General features: G+C 75.6%; 6 protein-coding genes. 3 read left to right on the top strand and 3 right to left on the bottom strand.

What is annotated here, in order from left to right; all coding sequences use genetic code 11:
* Positions 1-2,285: AAA family ATPase (locus BI06_RS55255; RefSeq protein WP_051742642.1), on the bottom strand; the 2,285-nt coding region annotated here is incomplete at its 3' end.
* A gap of 424 nt (positions 2,286-2,709) precedes the next feature.
* Here BI06_RS55255 and BI06_RS35840 point away from each other — a divergent pair.
* Together BI06_RS35840 and BI06_RS35835 are read left to right on the top strand one after the other, a co-directional pair.
* Positions 2,710-3,474, top strand: coding sequence for a hemerythrin domain-containing protein (locus BI06_RS35840; RefSeq protein WP_051742641.1), 765 nt, complete (start codon positions 2,710-2,712; stop codon positions 3,472-3,474).
* Positions 3,474-3,779 (top strand): hypothetical protein, encoded by a 306-nt coding sequence (locus tag BI06_RS35835; RefSeq protein ID WP_051742640.1) that lies wholly within the window; start codon positions 3,474-3,476, stop codon positions 3,777-3,779. The genes BI06_RS35840 and BI06_RS35835 overlap by 1 nt, the downstream gene beginning before the upstream one ends.
* Positions 3,780-3,890: 111 nt before the next feature.
* Here the strand turns inward: BI06_RS35835 and BI06_RS35830 are convergent, their stop codons facing one another.
* Positions 3,891-7,400, bottom strand: coding sequence for a BTAD domain-containing putative transcriptional regulator (locus tag BI06_RS35830; protein ID WP_233290422.1), 3,510 nt, complete (start codon positions 7,398-7,400; stop codon positions 3,891-3,893).
* 1,248 nt (positions 7,401-8,648) lie between these two features.
* Positions 8,649-10,802: a M4 family metallopeptidase gene (locus BI06_RS35820; protein ID WP_043475312.1), complete on the bottom strand. Its 2,154-nt coding sequence runs from the start codon at positions 10,800-10,802 to the stop codon at positions 8,649-8,651.
* A 185-nt stretch (positions 10,803-10,987) separates the two neighbouring features.
* Here BI06_RS35820 and BI06_RS54870 point away from each other — a divergent pair, with 185 nt between their 5' ends.
* Positions 10,988-13,714 (top strand): LuxR family transcriptional regulator, encoded by a 2,727-nt coding sequence (locus BI06_RS54870; RefSeq protein WP_051742638.1) that lies wholly within the window; start codon positions 10,988-10,990, stop codon positions 13,712-13,714.
* The last annotated feature ends 74 nt before the right edge of the window (positions 13,715-13,788 follow it).

The raw sequence follows: 13,788 nt of genomic DNA, 5'->3' as shown, positions 1-13,788 counted from the left end.
TGGTGGCCGGAGATCTCGTCCATCCGCGCGGCACGGCCGGCCGCGACGTGCGCGGCCGCCTTCGCCCGGCGCCCGGTCCGCACGGCGGCCTCCACCAGGTCGAGGAACGGCAGGTGGAACCAGGGCAGGCCGGCCGGCAGCTCGCCGGGCCGCATCAGGGCGCTGAGCCGGCCGTAGGCGTCCTCGTCGCGCCCGTGCGCGAGAGCCGCCAGCGCGTGCAGGTGGTCGAGCTGGTCGGTGACGAAGCGCATGCCGGCCCGTTCGGCGACCGGGCGGATCCGCCGGTCTGCCTCGCGCAGGCCTTCCTCGTCGCCCCGCCCGGCCAGGAAGTGCGCGTGGTAGTGCCGGAACAGCAGGGCGTTGCAGTGGTAGCCGAGCTCCTCGGCCGCCTCGGCCTCGTGCAGACAGGTGGCGTCCTCGTTCCAACGGCCCCGCAGGTAGGCCCGGTAGACCTCGGCCTTGGCCACGGACCCGCGGGTCGCGTAGCCGTGCTGGCCGGCGAAGCGCCGCCGCAACGGACCGTCGGCGGCGTCCACTGCCGCGGCCGTCCAGAGCAGCAGCCAGGCTGCGCCGGCCTCCTGACCGCGGTTCAGGCCGTCCAGCAGGGCGGTGAGGAGACCGGGCACGCCGTGCGCGGTGCGCGCCGGGTCCGACCAGGCCCGGTGGCAGAGCCGGGCGAGCGGGGACACCAGGCCCCGGTACTCGGCGAGCACCTGCCAGGCCCGGGCGTCGCCGGTGTACACGGCGGCGAGCAGCAGTTTGAAGTACGCCTGCTCGGCGAGCCCGCCGAAAGCCTCCGCGCCGGGCCTGGAGAGCGCCTCGATCGTCCCCGGCAGCAGCTCGACGGACGACGCGAACTCCACCCGGTGGCTCTGGTCCACGTAGACGACGGCGTACGAGAACAACGGGGCGATGTCAGCGGGGACCGGCCCGCGGCCGATCTCCTCGACCAGCCGCGCGGTGTGCCGCAACTGACCTCCCCGGGCCGCCGCGACGGCCGCCCAGGTCAGTCGGCGCGCCCGCTCGGCCGGGTCGGCGGTGAGCGCCGCCGAGCGGTCGAGCAGCAGGGCCGCCTCGGCGTCACCGCCGCGCCGCACCAGCCGGTGGCCGGCCTCCTGGAGGCGGGCCGCGAGGTCGTCGTCGGGGAGCAGCGCCGCGCTGGACTCGTGCACCAGCCGCCTCGGGTCGTCGGCGGTCAGGCCCTCGGCCAGCAGCCGGTGCGCCTCGCGCTGCCGGGCGCCGGAGGCCCGGGAGATGACGGCCCGGCGCACCAGCGGGTGCCGGAAGCCGAGACGGCCGGCCGAGTCGAGCCGGGCCAGCCCGCTGGCCTCCAGCGACTCCAGTACCGGCTCCACGTCCTCGCCCACCGCTCGCAGCCAGGCGGCCGAGCCCCCGGACGCCCCCGGCCCGGCCAGGGCGGCCAGCAGCAGGACTCGTTCGGCGGCCCGGGAGAGTCCGGCCAGGCGGTCCGCGAACAGCCGTTCCAGCCGCCTTCCGAGCGGCAGCTGCTCCGGCAGCGGAACGATCCCGCGCAGCTGGCCGCGGCGCAGCTGGCGCGGCAGCTCCACCAGGGCGAGCGGATTGCCGCCCGCCTCGTCCAGCAGGCGGGCCGCCGTGGTGCCGGCCAGGCCCGGGTGGCGCAAGTCGAGCAGTTCCCCGGCCTCCGCGGACGAGAGCGCGCCGACCTCGACCGGGTGCATCGACCAGGCCTCCACCGTCGAGTCCTCGGGCCGGCTGGCGCTGACGATGACGACCGGCAGGGCCGCGATCCTCCGGTGCAGGAAGGCGAAGACCGCGATGCTGGAGGAGTCCACCCAGTGCAGGTCGTCGACCAGCAGCAGCAGCGGACGGCTGCGGGCCGCCGCGGCGAGCAGCGCGAGGGCCGACGCCCCCACGGTGAAGCCGCCCGGCGGCGGACCGGGGCGCAAGCCGAGCGCGTGCTCCAGGACGTCCCGCTGATGCGGCGGCAGGTCCCCGACCTGTTCGAGGAGGGGCCAGAGGACTTGGTGGAGGCCGCTGAACGCGTACTCGCGCTCCACTTCGGAGCCGACCGCCCGCAGCACGGTGAACCCGGCCTCGGCCGCTCGGCCGGCGGTCCACTCCAGCAGGGCCGTCTTGCCGATGCCGGCCTCGCCGCGCAGCAGCACCGCCGCCCCGCCGCCCCCGGTCCGCGCGCCCTCCAGGGCCTCGCTCAGCCGCGCGGTCTGCCCGGCGCGCCCTACCAGCCGTGCCGGTCCCGGCTCCTGGTCCTGGCTGGCCTGCCCTTGGCGGTGCGTGCTCTCCACCTGCGTCGTGCCTCCCCGGGGACCCGTCCCCCGGGTCCGTCGTCCTCGTCGGGACCGGACCCGCGAGTGGCGGCGGCCACCGACCGTCGCACGGCCGACCGAGGTGCCCGGCGGCAGCGCGCGGGCCAGACTACCGGTCGTCCGGCCGGGTCGCGGCCACGGGCGCCGCGCCCGCGCCCCGGGCCGGACTTGGCGCCCACTTGGCGCGGCGGCGCTGCCCGGGGCCGGCCTGCCGGCGGAGTTCCGGACCGCCGTCCTGGGCGCGACCGCGGGGGCGGCGCCCCGGGTCGCCCGGGCGGAGTTCGCCGCACTGACCCGCCCGTCGAGTGACTCCGGCCACCGCGGCGCGCCGACGCCGGGCGCCCCGGTGGCCGACGCTCCGGCAGCAAGTGGCTGCCAAGGGGTCCTGTCGACACTGGTCCACGTGACACCGATCGATCAGGCCCAGGCCGGCCTACACCCCTACACCCGCGAGATGGCGATGATCCACCGGATCTTCCGCCGGGAGTCGCGGCTGATGGCCACCCTCGTCGCCGCCGTTCCCGCGGGTGACACCGACCGCGCCGACGTCCTCGCGGGCGCCTGGCACCTCTACGTGCTGGGACTGCACGTCCACCACACCGGCGAGGACGAACTGCTCTGGCCCCCGCTGCGCCCGCGGCTGACGCCCGACGAGGCCGGGCGCCTGGCTCTGGTGGAGGCCCAGCACCAGGCCCTCGACGAGGGACTGGGCAGGACCTCCGCGCTGATGGAACGCTGGACGGCCGACCCTTCCGAGGAGACCCGCGGCGCGCTGGTCGCCGCCCTGCGCGACCACCACGACCTGCTCCGCGCCCACCTGGACGCCGAGGAGGCGACCGTGATGCCCCTGGTGGCCGCGCACATCGGACCGGAGCAGTGGCGTGCCGTCGGCGAGCGCGGCCTCGCCCGGACCCCGCGCCACCGGTTGATGATCGCCCTGGGCGCGATCCTGGAGGACGCCTCCGAGAGCGAGCGGGCGGAGTTCCTCGGCCGGCTGCCGCTGCCCGCCCGGCTGCTCTGGCGCCTGGCCGGGCGGCGCCAGTACCGCCGCGAGATGCAGAGGGTCCGCGGCGACCTCACCGGGGCCCCGCCGGCCGGCGCGGACGCGGACGCCGTCGCGAGTGCGGCGGTCGGCGCGACGCGCCGCCCGGGAGTGTCCGGGCCGTGATGACCGGTGACCAGCCCGTCCTCCGGACCGGACCGGTGCGGACGACGGCGTGGACCGGGCCGGCCGATGTGACCTTCGGCCGCCACCCGGAGCACGGCATCGTGGCGGCCGACCGCACCGCCGGGGCCAACGCGTCCTGGATGCTCCAGCGGCTCGGCTTCCACGAGATCCCCGGCCGTTCCGGCCTCTACGCCCTCGCCGACCCGTTCCACGACGGCGTTGCCCGCACGGCGGCCGCGGTCACGCTGATGCGCCGGGCCGGATACCGGGTCGCCGGTGACAGCGCCTTCGACGGCTCCCACTGACCGCTGGGGGCCCTCCGCGGCCCTGAGCCCGGCAGCCGTGACGCACCGCGGATCGACCGTGACCCGCCCGTGCCACCGCACCGCACCACCCGTCCGCGCAACCGGTCCGCGCTACCGGTCGGCGAAGGTCGGCGCGGTGCGGGGAGCAGGTATCACCGGTCGATCGGCGGTCAGCGCCGCCGCCCCCGCCCGGGCGTCCGCGGCAAGGTGCTCGGCGCCCCACTGCAGGGCGACCTCCTCCGCCCGGGCGTAGGCCAGCCGGGCGGCCGGAATGTCGCCGAGCAGGACGTTCACCTCGGCCAGCGCCAGCGCGAGCGGCCGGGTGCAGAAGCCCCCCGTGGCGGCCGATCCCAGCTGGTCCTGCAACGACACCAGGCGGGGAACGAGTTCGGCTGCCGCCCGCCGGTCGCCCAGCAGGCAGGCCAGCTTGGCCCGGGCTCCGAGCCGGACCCCGAAGAAGTGGTCGGCGGTCGGCACCGGGGCGAGCCGGACCGCCCGGGCCTCGTCCAGCTTGCCCTGCAGGGCCAGGACGACGGCGAACGCCTCCCCGCCGAGCACACCCCAGGTGTCGTAGAGCACCCGCATGTGCGGCTCCAGTTCCTCCACCCGGCCCTGGCCGAGCCGGACGGCGACCAGCCCGCGGTCGTAGAGGTCGGCGCCGTGCCAGGCGTTCCCGCCGTGCAGCCGCGCCCGGACCCGCCCGTACAGCCGCTCCGCCTCTTCGAACTCGCCACGCGCGTGGGCGAGCATCGCCAGGGTCGCGGTGCTGGTGGCCTCCGCCTCGGGCATCCCGTACCGCCGGGCGATCTCCACCCCGCGCTCGGCGTGTTCGCGTACGGCCTCGGCGTCGTTGCAGACGGCGGCGATCCGCGCGTCGACGTGCTCGCACACCCACCGGTAGGCCGGGAGCTCGTGCTCCTCGGTCAGGTCCCGCAGCTCGGCGATCGCCAAGCCGCGGCGCTCGCCCTGGAACTCGTGGGGCATCAGCCGCGTCATCGTGGTGAGTGCCGCGGCGAGCAGGCCCGGATCGCCCGCGGCACGCGCGATCCGCAGCTGGCGTTCGGCGGCCTCCAGGGCCGGGCCGGGAGCGGTGCCGGCCAGCTCCTCGACCATCCGTTGCAGCAGCCCGGCGGTCACCGCGGGTTCCAGGTCCTCCCGGGCGGCCAGCCGTTCGAGGGTCTCGACGGTTCTGCGGTCGGTCTCCCGGTGGGGCCGGGTGAACCAGGGCGTCGGCTCGGTCCAGGCCGCGTGGGCGACGGCCAGCAGGTCGTCGCGCGCCACGAGGCGGGCGACCGACACCGCCCGCTCCCTGGTCCGCAGGGCGGCCTCGGCCGCACCGGCCCTGACCTGCAGTCGCAGCAGCCTGCCGAGCAGGCCGACGAGCCGCCCGGCCCGCTCGGCCTCCGACCCGGGGAGCACGTCCGCCGCGTCGATCGCCCACTGGAGCAGCTCCGCCGCCACATCGTGCGCCAGCCGGTGCTCCGCCCGGTCGGCGGCACGCAGCGCGCAGTCGACGGCCTGCCGGGCACGGGCCTCCTCCCGGGAGCGGGCGGCGTGCCGGGCCAGGCCGGCCCAGTCCTCGGGGCGCAGCCGTTCGAGGGCCGTGGCGAGACGGCCGTGCAGGACATGGCGGTGGACCGACGCGAGCTCGCCGTCCAGGATCTCGTGCAGCAGAGGGTGGGCGAGTCGGACCCGGCCCGGAGCGCTCTCCGTCAGCAGCCCGGCGGCCAGCAGTCCGGCCGGTACGGCGCTCGGCGGGGCGGCAGTCGGCGGTACGGCAGTCGGCGGTACGGGGCTCGGAGGTGCGGAGGAATCCGGCGAGGAATCGAGGGCCGCGGCCGCGACGAGGAGCGCCGTCTCCTCCTCGCCTCCGCAGAGCGCCGCGAGGTCCAGCAACCGCCGTTCCGGCGCCGACCTGCGCGCCAGCCTGCGGAGCAGCACCTCCCTCGGCCCCGGGGGCAGGTCACCGGCCGAGGCGGGCGCGCCCGCCTCCCCCCACAACCGGGCGGCTTGCACCAAGTGGTGCGGATTGCCGCCGCTCTGCTCGGTCAGGGCCGCGACCGCCTCGGCGGCGACGGGGACGCCCGCCACCGCCCGGACCAGCGCGGCGGCCTCCGCCGCGGGCAGCCCCCGCAGGTCGAGCCGGTGGGGGTCACACGCGGCCAGCTCGTCGAGCAGCGGTGTCAGCCGCTGCCCGCCGTCGTCCGGACGGAAGGCGGCGACGACCAGCACCGGCACACCGCGCAGCGAGGCGGCGAGGCCGAGGAGCGCGAGGGTCTGCGCGTCGGCCCGCCCGAGGTCGTCGATCACGACGGCGAGCGGGCCTCGCGCGGCGGCACCGGTGAGCCGGTCCCGGAAATCGGCGTGCAGACGGGCCCGGGCCGCGGTCGCGTCCGCGGTCGCCGCGGCGCCGCCCGCGGGTGGTGGGGCGAGCAGGTCGTCGACCGGGCCCGGGGCAGCCGGCGGGGCGAGCCGCGCGAGTGCGGTGAGGGCCTGGACCCAGCCGCCGACCGGTGCCGTGGCGGGGTCGTCGGGGCAGCTACCGGTCACGACCGTCCAACCGTCCGCGCGGAGCAGCGCGGTGTACCGGTCGAGCAGAGCGGTCTTGCCGACACCCGCGTTCCCGCTCACCAGCACCACTCCCCCGGTACGGGTGGCGTCCCGGGCCACCGCCCGGAGCCCGTCCAACTCGTCCTCCCGGCCGAGGAACCGGGCCACCGGGCACGGACGGTCCTCCACGTCGGCCTCGGCCGGTGCCACGTCGGCGGATGCCCCATCAGCGGGCGCCGTCCCGGCGGGAGACCGGTCCACGGGTGCTGTCCCGGCCACGGCCGGCCCGCTCCCGGCGTGCCCGGGCACGGCCTGCCGCAGTACGTCGAACCGCCCGTTCAGGATGGCCGGCTCGAGCTCGGCGAGGGCCGGTCCGGGATCGAGGCCGAGCTCCTGGACGATCGCCGTCCGGGCACGGCGCAGGGTCAGCAGGGCGTCCGCCTGCCGGCCGGTCGCCCATTGGGCGAGGGCGAGCAGCCGCCACCCCTCCTCCCGCAGCGGGTCCGCGCGCACCAACTCCTCGGCGGTCGGTACCACTTCCGCCGGCCGCCCGGCTCGCAACCCCGCCGCGGCGGCCAGTTCCTGTGCGGCCAGCCGCAGTTCGCCCAGCCGCGCCACCTCGGCGAGCGCCCAGTCCTGATCCGCCCACTCCTGGTACGCGGGGCCCCGCCACCAGCCGAGCGCCTCCGTCAGGTGCCGGTGGGCGGCACCCGGTTCGGCGTCCCGCGCCTCGCGCACCACGGCCTCGAACCGCCACGCGTCGACGGCCTCCGCCGGCAGCCGTACCGCGTAGCCGGGCGGGGCGCTGAGCAGCACCCCGGAGGCCGACCGCGGCGGACGATCGGGCTCCAGCACCCGGCGCAGGTTGGAGATGTAGGGATGCAGGGAGGCCAGGGCCTGGCGGGGAGGAGTACTCGGCCACAGGGTGTCGACGATCCGGTCGACGGACACCACCTGGCCCCGGCCGATCAGCAACAGCGCCAGCACGGAACGCTGTTGGGGCCGACCGAGCACCAGCCGCTCCCCACCGACGGCTGCCTCCATCGGTCCCAGCACGCGCACACCAAGCATGACGAATCAACCTACCGAACAGCTGTCTGATGGCCGGGGAGGCCGTTCCGGGAACCCGGCGTGTCGCACCTGGCCGCCCGGACCGCCCCGACACCCCGCGGACGCCCCACGGAGACGGTCCCGCCATCCCCGAAGCCCCCGGTTCTCGCTGCACGGACGCCAACAGGCCGGTCCGGACCTCCCCCGAGGGGCTATGAAACCACGGATCCGGCGTTCCCCCTCAATCCCCGCCACACCCTGACTGACCTGCACATCAGTCACCCGGACCGGCCGGACGCGAACGGCCCGCCGGGGCCAAGGTCCACCGTCCCCGGGCCGTCCCGGCCCGGGCCCTCGGCCCGCCCGGATCCCCGGTGTCCCGTCCCCGGCCGAGGCGCTGGGACACCCGCTGGGACCGGCGGTCGGGCCATCGGCGACGGCGGATCCGGTGCGACGCCCGGGGCGGACGCCGAGCCGCCGGACAGGACCTGCCCGACCTCGCCCGTCAGCCACCGGAGGGGGGGTGCCGGGGTGCGGGCCGAGCAGCGCCCGGGCGGAACGGCGGGGCGATCCCATGGCCCGGGAGGGTGAGAGGGAAGTCGTACAGTGCCGCCACGCCGCCGGCGGCGTCGGCGCCGCGGAGGGGGGCGAGCAGGTCACCGAACGTCGCCGGGGCGAGCGGTTCGTCGGTGACAGCGTGGCCCGGGCGGGCGGCGAACGCCTCGGCGCGTTCGGGGCCGGCGACCGGGGGAAGCGGGCCGACATCGATCAGGCCGGTGACCTCCGGTCGGCCTGACGGCGCGACCTCGGCATCGGCGACGTCCAGGTGCGCCAGTCGCTGTGATTCGAGTCTCGGGATGGAACATCGGACGGAAAGGATCCCTGAGAACGCCGTGCTCCACCGGTGCGGGTCCGGTCGGGACCCGCCGGCGCCGAGCAGTCGCCGGGTTGTCGGCTGCTGGTCCGTGGTGGAGCCGGCGTCGGCGCGGAGCCGGGTTCCGGCTGCGGCCTGGGGTGCTCCTGGCAGCGGGTCTGCTGCTGAGCGGGGGCTCGTGCTCCGCCGGCTCGGGTGTCTTCCCGGCGGGGTCGAGCGGTGGAGGGGCGTCCTGCGGCCGGCGGGTCGGCCGGGCGGCGGGACCGTCCCTGCGGCCGACCCGCCCCACGGGTCGGCCGCAGGCTGCCGCGTTCGCTGCTGCCCAGCGTGGACGCGGCAGCCCCGTGGCCGGCGCCGCCCCACAGCAGGGGCCGGCCACGGAGTGCGGGGGGTGGTCAGCCGATGGCGACGTCGTCGAGGAGGAAGACGGTCGTCAGGTAGGGGTCCTCGGCGCCGGCGAACTCGAGCTTCACGTTCTGCCCCTTGTAGGAGGACAGGTCGACGGTCTTCTGGAGGTACGCGGAGCCGGCGTTGGCGTTGGAGTAGGTGGCCAGCGTGGTGCCGTTGACGTTGACCTTGAGGGTGTCGTAGGCGGTGGCGCCGGACTCCTGGGTGCTGACCTTCAGCCAGAAGGTGAGCTTGGGGCTGCCGACGGAGGGGACCGCGATGTTCGCCTGGGAGAGGGACTCGGTGGCGGAGGTGCCGTAGCCCATCATCGCGGCGTACCAGGAGCCGCCGTGGGAGGGCTGCAGGGTGGAGCTGGTGATGTCGTCGGCGCTCTGGGTCCAGCCGGCGGTGCCCTGTTCGAAGCCGCCGTTGGTCAGGGCGTTGCCGCTCGGACTCGGGCTGCCGGTCGGCGTGGAGGTGGGGGTCGGCGTGGGGGTCGGGGTGCCGGGGTCGGGCAGTGCGGTGCCGACGCTGACGGCCGCCCACGCCTTGGAGACGAGGTACCGCTCCTGGGAGTTGGTGCCGTACAGGTCGGCGGCGGCCTGCAGGGTGGCGGTGCGGGCCGAGGCGTAGCTGGTGGTGGAGGTCATGTAGGCGGTCAGTGCGCGGTACCAGACGGCCGCGGCCTTGTCCTTGCCGATGCCGGTGAAGGTGTCGTTGTTGCAGGTGGTGCCGTTGTGCGCGCGTCCGCCGATGGTCTTGGCGCCGGTGCCCTCGGACGCCAGGTAGAAGAAGTGGTTGGCGATGCCGGAGGAGTAGTGGACGTCGACCGTTCCGGCGCTGGAGGTCCAGCAGCCGAGGCTGTTGCCGTCGGAGGCGGGGTTGTCCATCCGGCGCAGGGAGCCGTTGGGCATGTTGAGCTTCTCGCCGATGTAGTAGTCACCGGGGTCGTTGCTGTTGCCGGCGTAGAACTCGACCATGGTGCCGAAGATGTCGCTCGTGGCCTCGTTGAGGCCGCCGGACTCGCCGGAGTAGTTGAGGTTCGCCGTGGCGGCGGTGACGCCGTGGCTCATCTCGTGGCCGGCCACGTCGACGGCGGTGACGGGGGTGTTGCCGTTCTGCGAGGAGCCGTCACCGAAGTACATGCAGAAGCAGTTGTCGTCGTAGAAGGCGTTCACCAGCTGGTTGTCCACGTGCACGTACGCGGGGGCGCCGCGGCCGTCGTTGCGTATGCCGGAGCGGTTGAAGGCGCTCTTGTAGAAGTCCCAGGTCTTCGCCAGGCCGTAGGAAGCGTCGACGGCGGCGCTCTCGCGGCTGGAGGCGGTGCCGTTGCCCCAGGTGTTGGTGGTCCTGGAGAAGGCGCGGGCGTTCTGCCTCGGGTTGGACTGCGGGCTGTTGTAGGCGTCGTAGACGATGGTGCCGCCGTGGGAGGCGTCGGTGAGGGTGTAGCCGGAGGCGGTCTGCGTGGTCTCGATGGAGACCTGGCCGACGGTGACGCCGTTGCCGGTGCCACCGATGCCCTGGTGCAGCTCGTACTGGTCCAGCGGCACGCCGCTGCCCGCGTCCACGATCACCGCCTCGCGCGAGCCGGCCCCCGCCTCGCCGTCGCCGGTGACGGTCGAGCGGTAGGCCAGCACGGGGACCTCGCCGACCGCGTACACCACCAGGGTGCTGCCGTCCGCGCCGTCGGTCTTGGCGTTCTTGACGTGCTTGGCGTGCCGGACGGCCGCGGCCGAGGCTTCGCCCGCGCTCAGCTTCGGCGTCACCGCCGCCACCTTGACGGCGCCTCGGTGAGCCTGGTCGGAGCCGGAGGCCTTGCCGTCCTTGTCGTAGTGGACGACCAGGTCGCCGCCTATGACGGGCAGGCCGCGGTAGGTGCGGTCGTAGCGAACGTGCCGGGTACCGTCGGTGTCTGTCAGCACGTCCTTCGCCGCCAGGCGCTCGTCGGGGCCGAAGCCGAGCGACTTCGCGACGGTGTCGGCCTCCCGGTCGGCGGTGCGTATCGCCTCGGCGCGGACGTCGGCGGCCATCGCGCGGAACCCCGCGCCGGGGCGGGCGGTGGGTGAGTCGGCGGCCGCGGTGGACTGGGTGACCACCACGGTCACGGTGCCCAGGGCAAGGGCCGCCGCGACGGCGGCCGCCAGAGTGTTCTTGCGGGACATGACATTCCTCCCGCCGAGCTGGGGTTGAGGGGGGTGAGGGCAGCCGGACGCCATGGGTGGGGAGCGTCCGGCAACCGGAGAACAGCTCGACTGTGGCGATGAGGCTAGGGAAGACCGAGGGCGGCCGAAATCAGGGGAAACCCTTGTCCTGGACCGCGGCGGCACCGGGGTCGCACGATGGCCCGATGCAAGACTCCGCGACGTGGTTCACTGGGCTTCGGCACACGCATGGCACCGCGCTGTCCATCGCGCCCGACGACCTGGGCGGCATCCGCCGGGTGGTGCTGTTCGGGCCGCCCGGCATCGGCAAGACCACCGCCGCCGGCACGCTGGCACGCCGGTCGGGCCGCCCCGTGCTGCGGCTGGCCCCCGGCCCGCAGGACGCCGACATCCCGTACACCGGGCTGCTCGAACTCGCGCTCGCTCTCCAACCACTCGGGGCAGCGAAGGAGTTGGCGGACGCACTGGACGAGGCCGGCACAGGACCGACCTCGCCGCACGGCAGCGCCCTGGCCCTGCGGCTACGCCGGCTGACGGCCACGGTGCTGCGGGAGGCGCCACCGGTGATGCTGGTGGTGGACAACACCCAATGGCTGGACGAGGCCAGCACCGCTGTGCTGGGCTGGGCCCTGCGGCAGGCCCCGGAGCTGCCCGCCATCGCCACCGAGCGCACATGGCGACCGGCGGCCGGCGGCCACTGGATCGACGAGGACGCGTACCCGGTGCGCGTCCCGGCGCTGTCGACCCACCAGATCGCCTCCCTCCTCTCCCCCCACCGGCCCGATCCCCACGCCATCGCCCGGCTCCACACCCGCAGCGGCGGCAACCCCGCCCTGGCCCTGGCACTCGCCGAGGCCGGCGTCCGCAGCGGCCAGGACGATCCGCCCCTGCCCCCGGCGGCCCGCCGACTGCTCGGAGAGTGGCTCGAGACCGTGTCGCACGACGTGCGCGAACTGCTGACGCTCGCCGCGCTCGACGACCGCCCCGACCGCGAACTGCTGGCCCGCCTCGCCGGTCCGGCCGCCGATCACCTGCTGGCCCAGGCCGAGACGGCCGCACTGATCGACCCCGGAGACGGCGACGGGCAGGTGCGCTTCACCGCCTCCGCGGTCGGCACCGAACTCGTCACCAGGCTCCCGGGCACCGTGCGCCGCGTCCTGCACGCCCGCCTCGCCCAGGCCTGCCACGACCCCGCCCGCCGCGACCGCCACACCACTTTGGCCGCCGACACCGGCGACCCCCGCACCGCCCGGCACACCGCCCGCGACGCCGCCCGCGCCGCCGGCCACGCCCGGATGCGCGGCGAACACCCGCTGGCCGCCGAACTCTCCCTCCTCGCCGCCCAGCGCACCCCGCACGAGGACACCGGCCTGCTCACCGAACGGGCCCTGACCGCGGTGCGCGACGCCTCGCACTGCGGCGACCTCCCCCGCGCCCGGGCCGCCACCCGCCTGGTCCTCGAACACGACACCGACCCCGCCCAACGCGTCGGCGCCCTCCTGGCCCTGATAGACGCCAGCGGTCAGCACCTCCACAGCGCGGACGAACTGTTCGCCGCCGCGATCCACGAAACAGCCGGCCGACCGGACCTGACCGCACAGATCCTGCTCCGCCAAGCCATCTGGGCCAACGTCAACGAAGGCGCCCCCGAACAGGCCGCCGCCCTGGCCTCCCACGCCGCCGACCTCGCCCGCGCGGCCGACGACACCACCACCGCCGCCCTGGCCCTCACCATGCAGGCCCGCATCCAGCGCATCCTCGGCCACCCCGAAGCCCACGCCACACTGGAGCGCGCGCTCTCCCTGCCACGCACCGCACCCGTCCCCGTCAACGCCACCCCGGAACACCTCGCCGCCCGCCACGCCCTCTTCGACGACCGCCCCGAACAGGCCCGCACCACGCTGCTGCCCCTGCTCGTGCAGGCCCAGCGGACCGGGGACGTCGAGGCCACCGTGGACCTTCTGCGAAGCCTCGCCGAAACCGAACTGCGCACCGGACGCTGCGCCAAGGCCCTCGCCTACGCCCACCGAGCCCAGACCCTGTCCGACGACGCCGGCCTGTTCCCCGGGCCGGCCTGCTACACCTCCGCCCTCGTCGAGGGCACCGCCTTGCGCACCGACACCGCCCTGACCCACGCCCGCCGCGGCATCGACGCCTCCCGACACGAGGACAACAAGGTCTTCCTCTCCCGCAACCTCTACGCCCTCGGACACCTCCTGCTCGCCGCCGACCGCCCGAAGGAAGCCCTGGAGCCGCTGCAGGAGGTCCGCGCCCTGGAACAGCGCCAGCAGGTCCGCGACCCGTCCGTACTGCGCTGGCACGCCGATCTGGCCGAGGCCCTGCTCGCCGTCGGCCGCCCCGACGAGGCGGACGACCTGCTCACCGACACCCACCGCACCGCCACCGGCCTCGGCCGGACCTCCGTCCTGCCCGCCCTCGAACGCTCGCGGGCCCTGCTGGACGCAGCCCGCGGCCACTACGACACCGCCGCCCAACGCCTCACCGACGCAGCCGACCGCCTACGCGACCTCCCGCTCGAACGAGGCCGCACCCTCCTGGCCCTCAGCCACACCGAACGCCGAGCCCGCCGCCGCGCCGGCGCCCGCACCGCCGCACAGAAAGCCGCCGACCTCTTCACCGCCCACGCAGCCCACCCCTGGGCCGACGCCGCCACCCACGCTCTCCACCGCCTGGAAACCAGCTCTGCGGACGCGGGTGCGCACCCCCGCCTCACCGGCGCCGAAGAACGCTGCGCCCGCCTCGCCGCCGCCGGGGCCAGCAACCGGGACATCGCCGCGGCCCTGACTGTCAGCGTCAAAACCGTCGAGGCCACTCTCACCCGGATCTACCGCAAGCTCGACCTCCACTCCCGCGTCCAACTCGCCCACGCGATCACCCCGACCCCCGAATGACCGTCCGCCCCGCTTCATGCGCGTATCCCGCACCCACGGCTGCCGCTGGACCTGCCCCCGGCGCCCGTGGGTCG

Source organism: Kitasatospora sp. MBT66 (genome assembly GCF_000710405.2).
Classification (GTDB): Bacteria; Actinomycetota; Actinomycetes; order Streptomycetales; family Streptomycetaceae; genus Kitasatospora; species Kitasatospora purpeofusca.
The sequence above is the reverse complement of the archived record's forward strand: the minus strand, read 5'-3'. Positions and strand labels throughout refer to the sequence as shown.

What these genes read in the sequence shown, in the direction of transcription:
- BI06_RS35835 (WP_051742640.1), top strand. Translation starts at nt 3,474, where the DNA reads ATGACCGGTGACCAGCCCGTCCTCCGGACCGGACCGGTGCGGACGACG.
- BI06_RS35830 (WP_233290422.1), bottom strand. Translation starts at nt 7,400, where the DNA reads ATGCTTGGTGTGCGCGTGCTGGGACCGATGGAGGCAGCCGTCGGTGGG.
- BI06_RS35820 (WP_043475312.1), bottom strand. Translation starts at nt 10,802, where the DNA reads ATGTCCCGCAAGAACACTCTGGCGGCCGCCGTCGCGGCGGCCCTTGCC.
- BI06_RS54870 (WP_051742638.1), top strand. Translation starts at nt 10,988, where the DNA reads ATGCAAGACTCCGCGACGTGGTTCACTGGGCTTCGGCACACGCATGGC.